This is a genomic window from Baaleninema simplex PCC 7105 (assembly GCF_000332355.1).
GTDB classification, from domain to species: Bacteria; Cyanobacteriota; Cyanobacteriia; order Cyanobacteriales; family Geitlerinemataceae; genus Baaleninema; species Baaleninema simplex.
In genome coordinates, this window is record NZ_KB235958.1 from 3,834,187 (window position 1) to 3,852,765 (window position 18,579).

The following is an 18,579-nucleotide window of genomic DNA, read 5'->3' on the forward strand; positions in this document are numbered from 1 at the left end:
TCCCGAGCATTTTCGTATACGGTCGTCCCGCGCCAGACGAGACAACGGCGGGGTAATTCCGCCGCCGTTGCCCGAACTGCTGCCATCAATGAGAGTCGTTACTTCTTATCGCTCGAGGCCGAGGACGATCGCCGGAAAAACCGCGCGATCGCCGCCCCACCACGCGAACTCAAGCGACGGCCGAGACTACGCCAGTTCGGAGCGACCACTTCTCCGTCTACCGTACTCGAAAACCGCGCTTCCAACAGTTCCTTTAACTTACTGCTCGTCAACGGACGGTTGAGCGACCCCCGTTCCGCCAGGGAAATCGACCCGGTTTCCTCCGACACCACCACGCACAAACAAGTTTTGACCCGTTCGGTAATCCCCATCGCCGCACGATGTCGCGTTCCCAACTGGCGAGACGCTGTGCGTTCCGACAACGGCAAAATAATCCCCGCCGACACGATGCGCGATGCCCGAATCAACACCGCCCCGTCGTGCAGCAGCGTACTGGTTTGAAAGATCGTCTGCAACAACTCTTTCGACACTTCTGCATTGAGTTTGACGCCGGGGACTGAAAAATCTCGTTCGTCGATGGGTTGTTTCGTCTCCAACACCAGCAAAGCACCCGTGCGGTTTTGCGAAAGTTCCTTGATCGCATCGACGACTTCGTCCACGACACTGTCGGCCTTGGGCAGACTTTCTCTCGAGGACTGAAACAACCCGCCAATATCGCCGCGACCGAGTTGTTCGAGAAACTGGCGGAATTCCGACTGCAACGTCACCGCCATAGCCACGGCCGAGACGATGGTAATTTTATCGAGGACGAAGTGCAGTAATTTGAGATTTAACGTACTGCTGAGACCGGCGGCCAGCACCAACACGACTAGCCCCTGCACCATCCACAGCGTGCGGCGTTCTCCGATCGCCACCAAGATCGTATAGGTCAGAACGAAGACCAATCCGAGATCGATCGCCACCCAGAACTGCTGGATCGATCGCAACAGCGAGGACGGATTCCCGCTGGAGTTCGCTAGCCATTGCTGCCACAGAGATTCCATCGAACTCTGGATTCTCCTCGTACTGCTGTGTTATCCAAAAAACGTCTCGAACGATATCCCAAACGATAAAAGAACGCTGCCTCAACCCGAGCTTGGCTCGACGAAGCGATCGATCTCCCTCGTCATCGTTAGCGATCTTCCATCGACACCAACCGCTCGGGCAAGCGGTCTTGCCGAAGTAAATCGGCGTCAGTTTCTCGCTGTAGGACGATATTGGCTTCTCCGTTGCCAACTAAAACGGCCGCCGGACGCGGTAACCGATTGTAATTCGAGGACATACTGTAATTGTAGGCTCCCGTCCCCATCACGACGAGAACGTCTCCAGCCTGGGTTTTCGGAAGTCGCACGTTCGAGACCAACACGTCTCCGGACTCGCAGTGTTTGCCCGCCACCGTCACCGTTTCAGTCGCCGGGGCGCTCATGCGGTCGGCCACGACCGTTCGATACACCGATTGATAGGTGATCGGACGGGGATTGTCGGACATTCCACCGTCTACCGTAATGTAAGTTCGGATTCCCGGCACGGTTTTCTCTGCGCCGATGGTGTAAGCCGTCACGCAAGCCGACCCCACCAGCGATCGCCCCGGTTCGCAGAGCAAACGAGGTAACGGCATCCCCGCCTCGCGACAGGCTGCGGTGACGTTCTCACAGACGGTTTTCACCCACTCGTCGATGCTAGGGGGATCGTCGGCTTCCGTGTAACGAATGCCCAAACCGCCCCCCACGTTCAGTTCGGTAACGGGGAGACCGTAGGCTTTCGCCCGTTGCCACCAGGACACCATGACTTTCGGTAAGTCGCAGTGGGGCTGTAACTCGAAAATTTGCGATCCGATGTGGGCGTGCAAGCCGATACAGGACAAACTCGGATGTTGGCTGACGAACTCTAACACGGCGTCGAGGGAGTCGGGGTCGAAGCCGAACTTGCTATCGAGATGTCCCGTTTGGATATATTCGTGGGTGTGGCATTCGATACCGGGAGTCAACCGCAACATCAACCGTACGGGGGTCGGACGATGTTCGCTCAGCGATACCAGAATGTTTAAATCGTTCCAGTTGTCGGCGACGATAGTGATACCGGCCTCGATCGCCCGTTGCAGTTCCCGGCGGGATTTGTTGTTGCCGTGGAGGTAAATGCGATCGGGCGATACCCCAGCTTTTAGCGCCGTGTACAGTTCGCCGCCGCTGACGACGTCAGTTCCCAACCCTTCACTGGCGACGATGGCACAGACAGCCAGACAACTCCAGGCTTTCGAGGCAAACAACACGAGACTGTCGCCGTCGTAATAGCGTTGAAAGGCGTCGCGATACTGGCGACAGGCTTCTCGCAGCGTGGCTTCGTCGAGGATGTAGAGGGGGGTTCCGAAGCGGCGAGTTAGGGTGGTGACGTCGCAACCGCCGATTTCTAAGGTGTCGTTGTCGTTGACTCTGGCGGTGAGAGGAAACAGTTCCTGATTGGGGGAACGGGTGTCGGTAGAACCCTCGTTTGAGGGCAGGTAGGACAAACCAGACGTCGGGGATTCAACAGGAGGAGTCGATACCATGATTTGAGATAAATACGCGATCGCGAGTCGAGCAACATCTTCGGCGGGCTACCTGCACGGCAACCGCGCCGACAGGTTTCAAACCGTTTTCAAGGAGACGTTCGAGGAAGGTCGAGCCGAAGTCCAGTAACTCGAACTTACATCTACTAAATCTCTAGTGTACAATCTAGGGCTGCTGATTCCGAACGCTTTCGATCGATTCTTCCCGTGACCCATCTTCATCTCAAACCGCTGTCCGTCGAGGACTTGCCCTCTATTGTCGAACTCGATCGCACCTGTTTCGGCCGACTGTGGACGGAAGCGGGATATCGACGGGAACTCGAAAGTCCCAACAGCGACTTGCCGGGTCTGTTCGCCACGGACGAGAACGGAGTTTCTCTCGTGGGTTTGGGCTGTCTTTGGGCGATTCTCGACGAAGCCCACCTCACCCTTTTGGCCGTTTTGCCTCCATACCGACGGCACGGGTTGGGGCGGTTGTTGTTGCAGGCGCTGTTGCGATCGGCCCGACAGCGGGGTTTAGAGCGAGCTACCTTAGAAGTTAGTACTGCTAATCACGCTGCACGATCGCTCTACGAACAATTTGGCTTTCGAGAAGCGGGACGACGACAGGCATATTATCCCAATGGAGAGGATGCGTCGATTTTGTGGTTAAGTGGGATACAAAATGCCGGTTTTTTACAAAAATTAGAAGATTGGGATCGTCAACTTCTACATCGCCTCGATCGCCAAGGTTGGAAAATCTTAAAAACTTGTTAAATCTCGAGATTTTTACGACGAGAAGGGCGATCGCGTACTGCGAGACTCGCCGCCGTAGCAAGACCCAAGCGAGGTTTGCTATGCTAATTCCTACAAAACAAAAGCGATCGCCGCCGTGACTCTACGCGGCTCGAGCTTGCCTACGAAACGCGACGGGTCGATGTGATTCTCAACTCCACTTTTGACGTTAAGTCCCTTTAGAAACCGCTAACAGGATTGTTTTTGCTAAAATCAACCTACGAGAAGCCAGTCTGGGATCGTTTCAGTCAAGGGTTTTATTCCCGTTCTGAAACGAAAGGCGCGGGGAAGTTCCCCATCTCCCGAGCGCGGTCGGTCAGAAGGTCGAAGCACTTCCCAAGCACCGAACGAGTGCGACAGAGTGCCAGGAGCGCGAGAATCCCCCGCCCCCCGAAATTCCCCTGTCCGGGGAGCGTCCGAGACGTTTTCCCCCTTTGCCTGGGAACCCGCCTTCAACACTGTTCGGTATCGGAAGTACGCCATGTTTGAACGATTTACAGAAAAAGCCATCAAAGTAATTATGCTCGCCCAGGAGGAAGCTCGCCGCTTGGGACATAACTTCGTCGGCACGGAGCAAATTCTCCTGGGTTTGATCGGTGAAGGCACCGGCGTCGCGGCCAAAGTTCTCAAATCGATGGGGGTCAACCTCAAAGACGCGCGCATCGAAGTCGAAAAAATTATCGGTCGCGGCTCTGGATTCGTAGCCGTGGAAATTCCCTTCACCCCCCGAGCCAAGCGCGTCTTGGAACTGTCCCTCGAAGAAGCTCGCCAACTGGGACACAATTATATCGGCACGGAACACCTGTTGTTAGGCTTGATTCGCGAAGGGGAAGGCGTGGCCGCCCGCGTGTTGGAAAATCTCGGCGTCGATCTCTCGAAAGTCCGAACGCAAGTGATTCGGATGTTGGGCGAAACGGCAGAGGTGGCCGCCGGCCCCGGTGGCGGACGCACCAAAACGCCGACCCTCGACGAATTTGGCTCCAACCTCACCCAAATGGCGGTTGAAGGCAAACTCGATCCGGTGGTGGGACGCCAAACGGAAATCGAGCGGGTCATTCAAATTCTCGGACGCCGGACTAAAAACAACCCGGTGTTGATCGGCGAACCGGGGGTGGGTAAAACGGCCATCGCCGAAGGTCTGGCGCAACGCATCGCCAACGGCGACATTCCCGACATTTTAGAAGACAAACGGGTCGTTACCCTCGATATCGGCTTGTTGGTGGCAGGGACGAAATATCGCGGCGAATTCGAGGAACGCCTCAAGAAAATCATGGACGAAATCCGTCAGGCGTCCAACGTGATTTTGGTCATCGACGAGGTTCACACCCTCATCGGAGCAGGGGCCGCCGAAGGTGCGATCGATGCGGCGAACATCCTCAAACCGGCGTTGGCACGGGGCGAGTTGCAGTGCATCGGGGCGACGACTCTCGACGAATACCGCAAGCACATCGAACGAGACGCCGCTCTCGAACGTCGCTTCCAACCGGTAATGGTGGGCGAACCCAGCGTGGAGGAAACGATTCAGATCCTCTTCGGACTGCGGGAGCGCTACGAACAACACCACAAGCTGAAAATTTCCGACGAAGCCCTCGATGCGGCGGCGAAACTCTCCGATCGCTATATTAGCGATCGCTACCTGCCCGACAAAGCCATCGACCTCATCGACGAAGCTGGCTCTCGCGTGCGTTTGCTGGAATCGCAACTGCCTCCGGCAGCCAAAGAACTCGATAAAGAACTGCGGAACGTCCTGAAGGAGAAAGACGACGCCGTGCGATCGCAAGATTTCGATCGCGCTGGGGTGCTACGCGATCGCGAAATGGAAATCAAAGCTGAAATCAAAGCGATCGCCCAAAGCAAAAAAGGCGACACCAGCAACAGCGAAGACTCTCCCGTCGTCAACGAAGAGGACATCGCCCACATCGTCGCCAGTTGGACGGGAGTTCCGGTGAACAAACTCACCGAATCCGAATCCGAGAAGCTGCTGCACATGGAAGACACCCTGCACCAGCGCCTCATCGGACAAGACGAAGCCGTTCGCGCCGTCTCCCGCGCCATCCGCCGCGCTCGCGTTGGCTTGAAGAACCCCAACCGCCCCATCGCCAGCTTCATCTTCTCCGGTCCCACGGGGGTCGGTAAAACCGAACTCACCAAAGCCCTGGCGACCTACTTCTTCGGATCTGAAGAAGCCATGATTCGCCTGGATATGTCCGAGTACATGGAACGTCACACCGTTTCCAAACTCATCGGTTCGCCGCCGGGATACGTCGGATACAACGAAGGCGGACAACTCACCGAAGCGGTGCGTCGCCGTCCTTATACCGTGGTGCTGTTCGACGAAATCGAAAAAGCCCACCCCGACGTCTTCAATATGCTGCTGCAAATCCTTGAAGACGGTCGCCTCACCGATGCCAAAGGACGCACGGTAGACTTCAAAAACACCCTGCTCATCCTCACCTCGAACATCGGGTCTAAGGTCATCGAAAAAGGTGGCGGAAGTCTCGGATTCGAGTTCGCCGACGACCAAACCGAAGCCCAGTACAACCGCATTCGCAACTTGGTCAACGAAGAACTCAAACAGTACTTCCGTCCCGAGTTCCTCAACCGTCTCGATGAGATTATCGTCTTCCGTCAACTCACGAAAGACGAAGTTAAGGAAATCGGCGATATCTTACTCGAGGAAGTGTTCGGCCGCTTGACGGAACAGGGTATCAAGCTCGAAGTCACCGAGAAGTTTAAAGATCGTTTGGTCGAGGAAGGATACAACCCCAGTTACGGGGCGCGTCCGTTACGTCGGGCGATTATGCGCCTCCTCGAAGACAGCCTCGCCGAAGAGATTCTCTCGGGACGCGTTCAAGACGGAGATACCGCCTTGGTGGATGTGGACGATGAAGGGAAGGTGACGATTAATTTGAAAGAGCGTTCTGAAGAAATGCTCGTAGCAACCGAGTAGGTTGAAGGTTGAAAAGCGATCGGAGTGGGATAAGTTCCACTCCGATTTTTTTTGTCTTCACCACAGAGACACAGAGGACACAGAGAGGGCTTGGGGTTCGCGATTATAAGTTGGGTGGGATTCACCACAGAGACACAGAGGACACAGAGAGGGCTTGGGGTTCGCGATTATAAGTTGGGTGGGATTCACCACAGAGACACAGAGGACTTCACCACAGAGACACAGAGGACACAGAGAGGGCTTGGGGTTCGCGATTATAGTTTTGTGATACTTTAGACGCTACAGAGATATGGAAAAATGGGAGAGATTAGTAATATTTCGGGACAGGTGATTGGAGCGGCAATTGAAGTACATCGAGAGTTAGGACCGGGTTTGTTAGAATCGACTTATGAGGCGTGCTTGGCTCGTGAATTAGAGCAGAAAGGCGTACAGGTCGAGCGTCAAGTCGAACAACCTGTGATTTACAAGGGACTGCATTTAGAGTGTGGATACCGTTTGGATTTGCTTGTCGAAAAACAAGTTATCGTAGAACTAAAGTCCGTCGAAACCCTTCTTCCCATTCACGAAGCGCAGCTTTTAACCTATCTCAAACTTCGCAATCTACGACTCGGACTCCTCATCAACTTTAACGTCCCAGTCCTAAAAAAAGGCATAAAACGTCTGATAAACGGCTACTAAATCCCTCTGTGTCCTCTGTGTCTCTGTGGTGAACAAAATCCGAGCGAGTCTCATCAAAAAAGACTAAACCTCTCTGTGTCCTCTGTGTCTCTGTGGTGAACAAAATCTGAGCGAGTTTCATCAAAAAAGACTAAACCTCTCTGTGTCTCTGTGGTGAATCCCACCATCATTTATTTGATAAAACCGCTTTCGGATATGCAATGCGCTTGTGATTGAACTGTTGCCAAACCTGGACGAAAATCTCGGCAATTTTGCTCATATCCGATCGCGTCAATCCCGAATCCACGAGTTGATTGTCCTGCCATCGCGCCCGAAGAATTTTGTTCACCATCGAAAAGGCTTCATCTGGAGTGGCATCTTTCAACGACCGCAGTGCTGCTTCGCAAGAGTCCGCTAACATGACAATTCCCGTTTCTCGAGATTGGGGAATCGGCCCCTCATAGCGGAAATCCGGTTCGCAAACGTCGCGATCGCTGCGATGTTTGGCTTGATAGAAAAAATAAGCGATGAGCATCGTCCCTTGGTGTTCGGGAATAAACGCCTGAATCGCTTTAGGAAGGCGACTTTTTCTCGCCATCACCAACCCTTCGCTCACGTGCTTTTTAATAATCGAGGCACTTTTCCACGGATCGTTAATGCGATCGTGTTTGTTCGGGCCGCCCATTTGGTTTTCCACAAAACTCAACGGATCGTGCATTTTCCCGATATCGTGATAGAGCGTTCCCGCCCGCACCAACTCCACATTACAGCCCAACGCCTTCGCCGCCGACTCGGCCAAAGTGGCCACGAACAACGTATGTTGGAACGTTCCGGGAGCTTCGGCTGCCAAGCGTTTGAGCAGCGGACGGTTGGGGTTCGACAGTTCTGAGAGACGAACCGGCGTGACCAGGTCGAACAGATGTTCGAGATAGGGACTGACGCCTAAAACAACGATACTCCAGGCAACGCCCCACAGACCTTGTAAGAGCGCTCCTTTCAGGGGAAGCGACCACACCGGCCCGAGAGTGCCGTAGAGGAGCAGTTCGGTCGCGGTGACGAGGAGATAGGCGATCGCCTGGGATACCCCGACACCCACACCTAACAGGGCGAGTTCTTCGCGCGATCGCAAGCGTCCGGCGACGATGCCCCCCAATGCACCACTGACGACGCCAGCGATCAGATAGCCGAACTCGATTTCTAACCCCAAGGGCATGAGGATACCGAGGATCGAAACGACGGTTACGCCCATTAACGATCCGTAAAAGCTGCCCACAGCTAAGCCGATCGCGGGAAGACTCGTCGTCGGAACGCCAAACATCACGAGAATCGGAGCGCTCAGGCTCAGTATCAACACTAACAGGCGATCGCGCTGGCGAATTTTCGGATGGACTCGTTTTTCGATCGCGCAATACAGAGACGTTCCCACCCAGACGACCCCTCCGAAGGCAATCCAGCCCAACCCGTTGACGGGGTCGCGCCGTACGAGGTTAAAGTGATCGAGGAGCGCGAATTGAGACGGCGTGATGGTGTCCCCGGCTTCAACGATGATATCGCCGCGATCGACGCTCACAAAAACCACATCCTGGGCGGCGGCCGCTTGTTCGGCGCGTTCGCGGGTTTTCTCCTTATCCACCGTTAAGTTGGGTTCCAAGGCGCTCGTTAGCAGTACCGTCGCGAAGGCGTTGCTGCGGGCGTTCGGTTGCAGGGCCGACAGCTGCATGGACACGGAAGCTTCGATCGATTCGGGCAGTACCCCTTGCGAGATACCTTGGGCTAACATCTGCTTGGCCACCTGTAAGACGTTTTTTTGCGTTTGCTGCCATTGGGCGTCGGACAAGTCGAACAGGGTGCTGGTATAAATCAATTGCGAGTCGACATAGGGAACCTCCGACAAACTGGCGATCGCGATGGTGTACCGTTGTCGAACGGTCTCGATTTGACGAACGAGTTTGTCGAACTCTTCGTCTGAGGCGCGATCTCGATAAGCGCGAAGTTGCTGTGTCGCTTGACGGGTCAGGCTGTTGGGCGTTTGGAGCAAGTTCGACAATCCTTGAGACACGCCGTTGAGAGCGCCGAGGCGAGTGGCTTGCAATAACTCGTCGTCGGCGTTCTCGAGGCGATCGCCGCTATCTTCGGAGGGGCGATCGAAAGGACTCGAGACTTCAGAATTTTCGGGCGGTTCGATCGCCCATTGAATCGCTTGCCATTCCCACACCGAACATTCTCGCAAGTACCGTTGAATGTCAGTCGACAGAATGCCCGTCGCCACGTAAGGAAATTCGCCAACGAGATCCCGTAGGGCGTTTCCCTGTTCCAAATAGCCTTCGATGGTGTTGAGGACGCGGGTGTTGACGACCGGATCTCCCACGAGAACGGGCGTTGCTCCGACGCGGGCGTTGCGGCGGTTTTCCTCGGTACTTTGAGTGTCTCTGACCTTCGCCGATTCGGGGGCGACAATCGTTTTCGACGCCTGACTTCCCACCCCGAGTTCCGGTTGATTGTAGAAGCGCTGACCCAGCGTTCCCGTCAGACAGAACACAGCGACGGCGATCGACACGGGACTGGAAGTCGTCCGCTTCCGGGAGGATTTTACCCCGAGTTCTGGGCGGTGCCGTCTGTTCGACGACGCCACGACCGCAGGGGAACCGGCCGCACCGCTTTCGCGGCGGTGCGTCGCATTTTCGCGCCACCGATGCCATTGGCGGCCGAGCTGCTGTGTCAGAGTTTGCAGGGCTTTCATACGCGAAACCACGCTCGGTGAGAAGACAGAACCTCACAGGCTATATTATAAAGTCGCCTTGTGGGGATGCAGCACTGGACGACGATCGCCCGACCGATCGCCCAACTGTCTGTCGTCTTCCGTGACAGATCGGGTTGTGGAACCTTCGGGGCGATCGCACGCCACAAAGTCCAGTTGAATAAAAGCGTCGTAAGAATTCCCTCGACCGTCGCGCGATGCGGTCGATAACTCCCGAGGTGACCTGTCCATGTTCTCTGCATCTGTCGTTCCCTTAGCTCTCGGCTCGATCGCTGCAATTCTCTGTGCCGGGGCTGACGAAGAAATTGAATCCGTTCTCGCAGGCGCGATCGCCATCGTCTGTTTCGTCGTCGCGTTGTGCTTGGCGCCGACCGCCGTGCAACTGCTGTTCTTAATCCTGTGTTTGTTGTGGCAGCGTCGCTAACAGTTGGCGCGATCGCCGACGTCTGCCGTAGAACTCGAAGGGGCGCGCTGGGCTAATGGAATCGTTAACGTCACGGTCGCTCCCCGTCCGACCCCTTCACTGTACAGGGAAATCGAGCCGCGCATCATCTCCATCAAGTTTCGAGAAATTGCCAATCCCAAGCCCGTTCCACCAAATCGCCGCGTTCGCGACCCGTCAATCGTAACGAAAGGCTCGAACAGTTTGTCGAAATCTGCTGGCTCGACACCGATACCCGTATCGCTGATTTCGACGACAGCTCGTCGGTCTACGGCATTTTCCGACTCGGGTTCGTCGAGTTCGATGCGGGTTGAAATTGAAATTTTGCCAGTGTCTGTAAACTTAACGGCGTTACTTAAAGCGTTGAGGCAGACTTGTTTGAGCTTGCCCGCATCGGCCCGAACCCACAGCGATCGCTCGTCGTCCGATCTCCCACACAAATTTAACTCTAACCCTTTTTCTCGGATCGCTGCCGCATATAAATCGATGGCTTCTTGGAGGATCTCGTGCAAATCGACTGTTTCGACGGCTACTGTCAGCGTTCCCGCCTCGATTTTAGAAATATCCAAAATATCGTTGATAATCCCGAGCAGGTGAACGGCAGCGTCGTCTGCTCGCTGTAGAAAGTCTCGTTCTTCGTCTTTATTATCGCAAAAGCCGTCCCGCACGAGACGAACGCTGCCGATAATGCCGTTGAGGGGCGTTCGCAGTTCGTGAGAAATTGTCGTGAGAAATTCGCTTTTGAGCTGGTTGGCAGTTTTGGCTTCTTTCCAAGCCGCTTCGAGTTCTTGCGCCCAAGATTTCAACCGTTCGATGGTGCGGTTGAGGGCGGTGGCCAGTTGGTTGAATTCGTGAATGAAAAAACTCTCGGGAATCGGTTCGGAGGCGGTGTTACATTCGACGTTTCGGGCGTATTCGCCGAGCTGTTCGACCGGACGGGCTAAATCTCGGGCTAGATACAACGTCGCGATGAGGTTGGCAGCCAGTAAGCCCAAGACGAGATTGAACATGACTTGACGAATGGGTTCGAGTCCGGCGAGCGCGTCGTCGAGATCCGTGACGGCCAGGATTACCCAGCGATCGCCTTCTTTTCCCGTCGTCAAGGGAGACGGCATGGCGGTATAACCTGCCAACAGTTCTACGGTATCGGATTCAAAGGCAAAGAGATGCAGGAAGTTCTGATTTCCAGCGAGGGCGCTTCCGATGAGGTCGCGCAGACGTTGGCTGTTGGCCGTGGCGTCCACGCTCAAGCCCACCTGGGACGGAATGGGATGTTCCAAGAAGATACCGTTAGAATCGATCGCCACGGTCGAACCGGTGAGCGACCCGGGCCGGTTTTCCGGTTCGTTGGGTTGATACAAGATCGATCGCAAGGTCAGAGCATAACGGAGCGCGTCCGTTCCGTCGTCGGCTCGCACGTAAACGGGAGCGCTAAAGTTGAGATAGGTTTCGCCTCGGGGATTGTCGGTCTCGTCGTCGATATCGGCTGCGATCGGGTCGGGAACGCGGGCGCTCACGTAAATGGCATTGTTATGAAACGGTGACGCCGTCACTCGAGACGCCCAATAGTCCGAAGCGGACGCCTCGAAGATCGGGCGATCGCAAGTACTGGCGATGGGACGTTCGGCCTGCAAGTCCGCCACTTCAACGCAGCGCACGGTCGGAGGAAGAGACTTGACAAAACGATCTAAAAATGCTTGTGCTTCGCTCGGAGATCCCGATTTAATAGCAGCGGCTTCGCTGGCTGCACTGACGCTGACCTTTAAAGCGTTGACGCTCTCGTAAATACTATTGCTCTTACGAACGGCGCTTTCGGTCAAGTTTTGGCGGGCGGTTTCGAGTAAGCTAGAACGAGCTTTGCGATAAGTCACGTACTGTCCGATCGCCAACACCGGAACGCTGAGCAGCAAGATGCGCGATAGCAAAATACGACGAAAGGAAGTCGGGCCGAACATAGGCAAAAGCTTCAAAGGCTGGAACCATCCCGAACGCACAAAATCTCGTCAGCCGAGATCGCCACTCATCTCTACGACAGCGAGGGAGCTAGGGAGCTTCAGTGCGATCGCCCACTGCCGCGACTGCCGAGCGAAAACGCCCAGTGCGATGCAAGCGACATCTGACGGAAGGTTAGGGACAGCGATCGACGAGGACGCCACGCCGTTCTCTGGCGCGATCGCCCGTAAAAGTTACTAGGGGGAAATCCCGAGAATCCGTTGCATTTCACATCCGACAAAGACCGCTATAAAGGGGAGTTGCCAGTTAGGATACAACGTTTATTTGTTCATTGTAGAGGTTTCTGGTTCGAGACGGCGGTAAAGCGAGGGTCTACTCTCCTTTAGAGAGGCTTTCCGATGTTGGAGAAACGACCCATTTCCACAGGGGATGGGACGGCCCGGTACGATGAATGCGGTACAGTTGACGTTCTAAGCGTCGGCGTTCGATCTCCGGCAATCCCCACAGAAGGTTGCGGCTTTGCCACAGGAGGACAGCCAGGGTGTTTCCCGTACATAGCCCTAACCCGATCGCCGCCCAAATACGATGGCGAAATCCATACCACACGGCGACCCAAGTAAAATACTCGACCCACAACGCGATCTCGTGGCGCAACCGCCACAGACTCCAGATCCCGACGCTCGACCACAGTAAACCGACCACGATCCAACGGGCAACGACGGTCAGGCGATGCAGCCGTTGGAGTTGCCGCTTGAAGTTCGGGAGGGTGGGGTCGTCGTGCATGAAGTCGTCGTCGGGACGAACGGGATGCTACCTGGAAAGTTTGTCAGCGAGCGATTACGATCGCTCTTCCTTTGAGGTCGGCGTCTCGGAAACGGTAACGGCTTCGACCGGTTGGGGACGAGACGATCGCCACAAGGCCAGCGCCGCACTCGCGATGAAAATACTCGAATATGCCCCCAGCGCAAACCCGATCGAGAGCGCCAGGGCAAAATACTTCAGCGTTTCGCCGCCGAAGATAAAAATTGCCACCAGGGGCAACAACGTCGTGGCTGTGGTGTTGATCGATCGCGTCAAGGTTTGGTTGACCGCTTCGTCTACGACCTCGTTAATCTCCCACTCAGGTTTGAGTTTGAGGATTTCGCGGACGCGATCGTAGATGACCACGGTATCGTTAACAGAAAATCCGATAATTGTCAAGAGCGCGACCACGAACAAACTATCCGCCTCGAAACTCGAGACGAGTCCAAGCAGCGAAAACAGTCCGACGGTAATCCAAACGTCGTGCAACAGGGCAACGATGGCAAAAACGGCATAATCGAATTGGAAACGAAGACTCAAATACAAGACGATACCCACGCTGGCCGCCACCAGCGACGCCAACCCCGCCCGCAGCAACCGCCGTCCGATGGTGGGGCCGACCGTATCGATTTGCAGTTTCTCGGGATCGAACTGGCCGATTTCCGTTTCTAACGCGTCTTGCAAGCGCGATCGCTGCTCGACCCCCAAATCTCCCGTCCGCACCAACAATCCCTGTTGATTTTCACCGATGACCTGTACGTTATTCCCCAAGCCCTGGGATGTCATCACCTCTCGCGCCACTGAGACATCGATGGGCGCGGCGCAGTTATCGGGAATCGAACAGTCCCGTTCCAACTGCAAGCGCGTACCTCCGGCAAAATCTAAGCCGAGGGGAATCGGGGCCCCAAACTGGCCGAACGATATAGCCATCGCGATCGTTCCGATCGCCGCCAGTGCGATCGACAGCGACCACCAAAAATTTCGTTGTTGGGTAACGCTCAGTTTCATCAGTTTGGGATGGGGAACGGGGAACAGGGAACGGGGAACGGGGCGGGGGTTCCCCAAAACTTGAAAATCTAACTGGGTCGGTTTTCGGGTTGACTCGAAACGCTGTCCCGAAAACCCTTCACTTTAAGATAAACGGGGGGGTTGGGTTGAAATTAGTTGTTCGCCAAATTCGGACAGAACAGTTCCGGTTTTTTGAGGTCGGGCAGAGTCAACACGTAAAACAGCAGCGTTCGGCTACAGGTAATCGCAGTAAACATACTGACGCCGACACCAATGGCTAAAGTGACAGCAAAGCCTTTGACCAATCCCGCGCCGAACCAGAACAGCGCCAAACACGCGATCAGCGTCGTCACGTTACTATCCAAAATACTGGAAAACGCCCGGTAAAATCCCGACTCGACCGATCGATACAAGGTCTTGCCCGATCGCAGTTCTTCCCGCGTGCGCTCGAAAATCAAGACGTTCGCATCGACCGCCATACCGATACTGAGAATAAATCCAGCAATTCCCGGTAAGGTCAGCGTGACGCCCAGCAACGCATAACAGGAAAGCGTCAATACAGCATAAATGGCCAGAGACACGTCGGCAATGATACCGGGTAGGCGATAGTAGACCACCATAAACCCTAACACCAACACCAAGCCTCCGAGACCGGCGTAGATGCTGCTGCGGATGCTGTCTCGGCCGAGGGTCGCTCCGACCGTTCGGTTTTCGACGATTTCGATGGGAACGGGTAACGCCCCAGCCCGCAGTTGAGTCGCCAGCGTGTTCGCTCGCTCTAGAGTAAACTGTCCGTCGATGCGAGCGCCACCTCCCGTAATCCCGGTTTCGGCGTATTCAGCCCCGACACCGGGGTCGCTAATCAGTTCGCCGTCGAGAAAAATCCCCAACCGCCGACCGGTTCCCGCAATCCGTTTCGTCAGTTCGGCAAACTTGTCGCCCCCTTCGCGATCGAAATCGATGGTGACGCTCCAAATTCCTTCGAGTGGAGTCGAGGCCACGTTGGCGTCTTCGAGGTTTTTACCGGTCAAACCCACCTTTTCGTACAGACGAGCGTTGAGTTCCCGAATTTGCTCTTCTTTGGCAGCGATCGCCTGGCGAATTTCCCGCTGCTGTTCGGAAGTTCCCTCGAGTTCGAGCTGTTCTTGCTTCTGCAACAGTTCGAGTAACTCTTCCTGTCGGACTCTCAACTGCGCCCGAACTTCGGGATTTTTCGTTTCCTCTCGAAACTCCAGTTGCGCCGTTCCTCCCAGCACCCGTTCGGCTTGTTCGGGATTGTTGACGCCGGGAAGCTGCACTGAAATTCGGTCTTCTCCCACCGTTTGAACTTGAGGTTCGCTCACCCCCAGTCCGTCGACGCGGTTGCGAATCACGGTCAGTACCGCCTCCATCTCGCGGGAGGTAATCGTCTGGATTTCTTCAGTCGGTTGCACCTGAATGGTAAGTTGCGACCCACCTTCGAGGTCTAATCCCAAGCGAATCGGGACTTGAACCAAAACCACGATCGCAGCTAAGAGCAAGACGGCGATGAGAACGAGTAGAGACTGCTGTTTTCGCATAACGACGACTGGGAGGGGAACCTGCTTTGAGAGTATCAGAAACGAGACGGCTACACTTTTAACGCCACCATGTTCTGAACCGCTTCGACGATTTGATGCGGTTGCACGATCGTCAGCCGTTCGAGCATTCCGTTATAGGGCGTCGGAATGTCTTGTGAAGACAAACGAATCACGGGGGCGTCGAGTTCGTCGAAGAAATGGTCGTTAATGGTGGCGATCAGTTCGGCTCCGACACCGCCAGTTTTCATACATTCTTCGACGACGATAACGCGGTGAGTTTTGCGAATCGAATTTCCGATGGTTTCGAGGTCGTAGGGCTTGAGGGAAATCAAGTCGATAATTTCGGGATCGAACCCCTCTTTTTCTAAGGTTTTTGCCGCTTGCGTGCAGTGGTGGCGCATCCGCGAGTAGGTCAAAATCGTCACGTCTTTTCCGTCTCGCACCACTTCGGCTTTATCGAGGGGAACGACGTATTCGCCCTCGGGTAAGTTTTCTTTGAGGTTGTAGAGCAGCACGTGTTCGAAGAACAACACTGGGTTGTTGTCACGAATAGCGGCTTTGAGCAAACCTTTCGCGTTGTATGGGGTCGAACAAGCGACGATTTTCAACCCCGGAACGGCTTGAAAGTACGCTTCGAGCCGTTGGGAGTGTTCGGCACCGAGTTGGCGTCCGACACCACCCGGACCGCGAATCACCATAGGAATTTTGAAGTTTCCGCCGGAGGTGTAGCGCAACATCCCGGCATTATTGGCGATTTGGTTGAAGGCCAGGAGCAGAAACCCCATGTTCATGCCTTCGATGATGGGTCGCAACCCTGTAATCGCCGCACCTACGGCCATCCCCGTGAAACTGTTTTCGGCGATGGGCGTATCGAGCAGGCGCAGTTCGCCGTATTTTTGATAGAGGTCTTTGGTAACTTTGTAGGAACCGCCGTAGTGACCGACATCCTCTCCGAGGACGAAGACGGTCTCGTCTCGCGCCATTTCTTCGTCGATGGCTTCTCTTAAAGCGTTGAAAAATAAGGTTTCTGCCATTGCAACGGGCTGTGAACAGGGTTATTGATTTTAGTCGATCCAAGTTATTCTACCTGAAACCGCGTCGTTGTTTGGGACTCGAACCAGTCACCAGTCGCCAGTCACCAGTCACCAGTGAAGACAGCGAACAGATCGCAGTGTCTCCTTATCTCCTTATCTCCTCGTCAATAACTGTAGGGATTTTCGGGTTCGGGAACGGATTCGATCGCCTCGGCTAAAATTGCCACCTGTCGTCGGTCTTGTAAGACTGCTGAGAGGATTTTGCCGCGCACGCGCACCCAAGTATCGGGAGGGTAGGCTTGGCGTTCGTCCGTCAGTTTGACCGGTAAACCGACGGGATAGGCATCGGCCGCGCAACAGGTGATGGTGAATCGCGCCACGATAAAGTAATTTTCGGGGAGGTCGGGGGCGTGAATGACGAAACCCACGACATCGACGGGGTCTCCGGCGTAGGCGTCGGGTTCGGGGTACACGCTCAGGGTACGCGTCCAGTCGATAATCGATCGATCTTCTGGATTGAGGTTGGCTCGGAAACTCTGGGGTTCGACGCGAGTAATGGCTAAGGCATCGGTAACGCCGCGTTCGAGGGCGACTTGGCTGGTAAAGGGACGGGGCGTTATGACCAATCCCGCGAAAGCGGCGAGTAGGAGTAAGGCGGAACTCCAACCGGGGGGAAACAGGCTGATGTGTTGTTGGGGAACGATCGGAAGGCGACGACGTTTCCACAGTTGCAGGCTTTTCCAGGTGGCGACGAGGAGAAAGCCGATCGCGGCGGCGACACACAGCCAGGTATAGGCGGGGTGGATGAGAATCCGCAGTTTCCCGTTCAGCCAGTATTTCAGGATCAGAACTCCCCAAGCGGCGATCGCCAGGTTGTCGAGCCACAGAAGCCATTTCGGGTCGGATTTTGGGGCAGTTTGCATCTGTTACTGGGGCTTATCGGGATAACGGACGGTGAGAAGGTGACTGGCGCGAAACAGTCAACTGTACTCACTGCTTGGGGTTCGTCGATCGCGGTCTGCGGCGAACGTCGTCTGTGCGAGTTGTTCGCGAGCGGATTCACAGTCCTGTTGAATTTGGGTTTTCAAGCTGTCGATCGAGTCGAATTTATGTTCGGGACGCAAGAAACCCGTTAAATGTAACGTCACGGTGCGATCGTATAAATCTCCCTGCCAGTCGAGCAGGTGAACTTCGACGGTGGGGCGATCGCCGGCTACTGTGGGACGACAGCCGAAGTTCGCGACGCCGGGAACGACCGTCTCGCAGTTGTCGATTTCGACCCAAGTACTGTAAACGCCCCAACGGGGTAAAAACTTATCGGGAGGCAGTTGTAAGTTGGCGGTGGGGAAACCCAACTGACGCCCGAGTTGTTGACCTTTCACCACCGTTCCGATGAGGCGGTAGGGTCGTCCTAACAGTCGGTTCGCTTGGGCGAGATTGCCCAGTTCTAAGGCATGACGCACGATGGAACTGCTAATGCGATCGTCTTCTAAACAGCGAAGACCGACGATGCTAGTCCGAATTCCGTAGGCGGCGGCCAAGTCTTGCAAATCGACGACGCTACCGGAACGGTTTCGTCCGAATCGGAAGTTTTCGCCGACGCTGACGTGCTTCGCCTCGAGATGGCGCACCAAAATTTTTTCGACGAAGGCTTCGGGGGTCAAATTCACTAATTCGCGATCGAACGGAAGTAAGACCACCTGATCGACGCCGAGGGTTTTGAGATAGTCGACTTTTTCCCGTACGGGTGTCAGTAACAACCGCTTGCGACCGCTGAAAAACTCCTGGGGATGGGGGTTAAAGGTTACGACTGTGGTGTAAGTCCGACCTCCACCCCGCACCTTCGAGTCCTTCGAGTTGAGGTCGACGGAACGAGGGCGATCGAGGTTCGCGCCACTCGGATCGCGGAGCGAGACGTCTGCATCTGGTGTGGTGTCGTGCAGGACTTCCCGAATCACTTGCTGGTGTCCGAGGTGGACGCCGTCGAAATTTCCGAGTGCGACTTTTGCTGGTTTTAAAACTGTGGTTAAAGAAGAAGTCACCCACACAGGCTTGATGG

General features: G+C 55.1%; 16 protein-coding genes. 5 read left to right on the forward strand and 11 right to left on the reverse strand.

Annotation, left to right across the window (positions count from 1 at the left end):
- Positions 1–98: 98 nt before the first annotated feature.
- Both cdaA and lysA read right to left on the reverse strand, forming a co-directional pair.
- Positions 99–1,043, reverse strand: a complete 945-nt coding sequence (gene cdaA, locus GEI7105_RS0119440; protein ID WP_017662101.1) for a diadenylate cyclase CdaA — start codon at positions 1,041–1,043, stop codon at positions 99–101.
- Between the two features lie 128 nt (positions 1,044–1,171).
- Positions 1,172–2,584, reverse strand: coding sequence for a diaminopimelate decarboxylase (lysA, locus tag GEI7105_RS0119445; protein WP_017662102.1), 1,413 nt, complete (start codon positions 2,582–2,584; stop codon positions 1,172–1,174).
- Positions 2,585–2,791: 207 nt separating this feature from the next.
- Here lysA and rimI point away from each other — a divergent pair, with 207 nt between their 5' ends.
- The 3 genes from rimI to GEI7105_RS0119460 all read left to right on the forward strand — a co-directional run bounded on the left by rimI (position 2,792) and on the right by GEI7105_RS0119460 (position 6,986).
- On the forward strand, positions 2,792–3,340 hold the full coding sequence (rimI, locus tag GEI7105_RS0119450) for a ribosomal protein S18-alanine N-acetyltransferase (RefSeq protein ID WP_017662103.1): 549 nt from the start codon (positions 2,792–2,794) through the stop codon (positions 3,338–3,340).
- A gap of 499 nt (positions 3,341–3,839) precedes the next feature.
- Positions 3,840–6,308 carry an ATP-dependent Clp protease ATP-binding subunit gene (locus GEI7105_RS0119455; protein WP_026097796.1) on the forward strand — a complete coding sequence of 823 codons (2,469 nt, stop codon included), beginning with the start codon at positions 3,840–3,842 and terminating at the stop codon, positions 6,306–6,308.
- 297 nt (positions 6,309–6,605) lie between these two features.
- Positions 6,606–6,986 carry a GxxExxY protein gene (locus GEI7105_RS0119460; RefSeq protein WP_017662105.1) on the forward strand — a complete coding sequence of 127 codons (381 nt, stop codon included), beginning with the start codon at positions 6,606–6,608 and terminating at the stop codon, positions 6,984–6,986.
- 166 nt (positions 6,987–7,152) lie between these two features.
- Here the strand turns inward: GEI7105_RS0119460 and GEI7105_RS0119465 are convergent, their stop codons facing one another.
- Positions 7,153–9,705 carry an HD family phosphohydrolase gene (locus GEI7105_RS0119465; protein WP_017662106.1) on the reverse strand — a complete coding sequence of 851 codons (2,553 nt, stop codon included), beginning with the start codon at positions 9,703–9,705 and terminating at the stop codon, positions 7,153–7,155.
- 45 nt (positions 9,706–9,750) lie between these two features.
- Positions 9,751–9,954, reverse strand: coding sequence for a hypothetical protein (locus tag GEI7105_RS0119470; RefSeq protein ID WP_017662107.1), 204 nt, complete (start codon positions 9,952–9,954; stop codon positions 9,751–9,753).
- Here GEI7105_RS0119470 and GEI7105_RS0119475 point away from each other — a divergent pair.
- A complete protein-coding gene (locus GEI7105_RS0119475; protein WP_017662108.1) occupies positions 9,953–10,147 on the forward strand; it encodes a hypothetical protein in 195 nt (64 codons plus the stop codon). The genes GEI7105_RS0119470 and GEI7105_RS0119475 overlap by 2 nt on opposite strands.
- On the opposite strand, the gene GEI7105_RS0119480 is transcribed toward GEI7105_RS0119475, so the two are convergent.
- On the reverse strand, positions 10,144–12,090 hold the full coding sequence (locus GEI7105_RS0119480) for a sensor histidine kinase (protein WP_245555436.1): 1,947 nt from the start codon (positions 12,088–12,090) through the stop codon (positions 10,144–10,146). The two genes, GEI7105_RS0119475 and GEI7105_RS0119480, sit on opposite strands and share 4 nt — an antisense overlap.
- Here GEI7105_RS0119480 and GEI7105_RS39100 point away from each other — a divergent pair.
- Positions 12,077–12,358: a hypothetical protein gene (locus tag GEI7105_RS39100; protein WP_192816703.1), complete on the forward strand. Its 282-nt coding sequence runs from the start codon at positions 12,077–12,079 to the stop codon at positions 12,356–12,358. The genes GEI7105_RS0119480 and GEI7105_RS39100 overlap by 14 nt on opposite strands.
- A gap of 132 nt (positions 12,359–12,490) precedes the next feature.
- Here the strand turns inward: GEI7105_RS39100 and GEI7105_RS0119490 are convergent, their stop codons facing one another.
- From GEI7105_RS0119490 to GEI7105_RS0119515, 6 genes are all read right to left on the reverse strand, one after another.
- Positions 12,491–12,901, reverse strand: coding sequence for a hypothetical protein (locus GEI7105_RS0119490; protein WP_017662111.1), 411 nt, complete (start codon positions 12,899–12,901; stop codon positions 12,491–12,493).
- 54 nt (positions 12,902–12,955) lie between these two features.
- On the reverse strand, positions 12,956–13,927 hold the full coding sequence (gene secF, locus GEI7105_RS0119495; protein ID WP_026097797.1) for a protein translocase subunit SecF: 972 nt from the start codon (positions 13,925–13,927) through the stop codon (positions 12,956–12,958).
- 152 nt (positions 13,928–14,079) lie between these two features.
- Entirely contained in the window at positions 14,080–15,486 is a 1,407-nt protein-coding gene (gene secD, locus GEI7105_RS0119500; protein WP_017662113.1) for a protein translocase subunit SecD, read from the reverse strand.
- Positions 15,487–15,536: 50 nt separating this feature from the next.
- A complete protein-coding gene (locus GEI7105_RS0119505) occupies positions 15,537–16,520 on the reverse strand; it encodes an alpha-ketoacid dehydrogenase subunit beta (RefSeq protein WP_017662114.1) in 984 nt (327 codons plus the stop codon).
- A gap of 164 nt (positions 16,521–16,684) precedes the next feature.
- Entirely contained in the window at positions 16,685–17,443 is a 759-nt protein-coding gene (locus tag GEI7105_RS0119510) for a TIGR03943 family putative permease subunit (protein ID WP_017662115.1), read from the reverse strand.
- Positions 17,444–17,500: 57 nt separating this feature from the next.
- Positions 17,501–18,568: a bifunctional riboflavin kinase/FAD synthetase gene (locus GEI7105_RS0119515; RefSeq protein ID WP_017662116.1), complete on the reverse strand. Its 1,068-nt coding sequence runs from the start codon at positions 18,566–18,568 to the stop codon at positions 17,501–17,503.
- Positions 18,569–18,579: the final 11 nt, after the last annotated feature.

What these genes read in the sequence shown, in the direction of transcription:
- secF (WP_026097797.1), bottom strand. Translation starts at nt 13,927, where the DNA reads ATGAAACTGAGCGTTACCCAACAACGAAATTTTTGGTGGTCGCTGTCG.
- GEI7105_RS39100 (WP_192816703.1), top strand. Translation starts at nt 12,077, where the DNA reads ATGCGCGATAGCAAAATACGACGAAAGGAAGTCGGGCCGAACATAGGC.
- secD (WP_017662113.1), bottom strand. Translation starts at nt 15,486, where the DNA reads ATGCGAAAACAGCAGTCTCTACTCGTTCTCATCGCCGTCTTGCTCTTA.
- GEI7105_RS0119460 (WP_017662105.1), top strand. Translation starts at nt 6,606, where the DNA reads ATGGGAGAGATTAGTAATATTTCGGGACAGGTGATTGGAGCGGCAATT.
- lysA (WP_017662102.1), bottom strand. Translation starts at nt 2,584, where the DNA reads ATGGTATCGACTCCTCCTGTTGAATCCCCGACGTCTGGTTTGTCCTAC.
- GEI7105_RS0119470 (WP_017662107.1), bottom strand. Translation starts at nt 9,954, where the DNA reads ATGGACAGGTCACCTCGGGAGTTATCGACCGCATCGCGCGACGGTCGA.
- GEI7105_RS0119490 (WP_017662111.1), bottom strand. Translation starts at nt 12,901, where the DNA reads ATGCACGACGACCCCACCCTCCCGAACTTCAAGCGGCAACTCCAACGG.
- GEI7105_RS0119505 (WP_017662114.1), bottom strand. Translation starts at nt 16,520, where the DNA reads ATGGCAGAAACCTTATTTTTCAACGCTTTAAGAGAAGCCATCGACGAA.
- GEI7105_RS0119455 (WP_026097796.1), top strand. Translation starts at nt 3,840, where the DNA reads ATGTTTGAACGATTTACAGAAAAAGCCATCAAAGTAATTATGCTCGCC.
- GEI7105_RS0119510 (WP_017662115.1), bottom strand. Translation starts at nt 17,443, where the DNA reads ATGCAAACTGCCCCAAAATCCGACCCGAAATGGCTTCTGTGGCTCGAC.
- cdaA (WP_017662101.1), bottom strand. Translation starts at nt 1,043, where the DNA reads ATGGAATCTCTGTGGCAGCAATGGCTAGCGAACTCCAGCGGGAATCCG.
- GEI7105_RS0119465 (WP_017662106.1), bottom strand. Translation starts at nt 9,705, where the DNA reads ATGAAAGCCCTGCAAACTCTGACACAGCAGCTCGGCCGCCAATGGCAT.
- GEI7105_RS0119475 (WP_017662108.1), top strand. Translation starts at nt 9,953, where the DNA reads ATGTTCTCTGCATCTGTCGTTCCCTTAGCTCTCGGCTCGATCGCTGCA.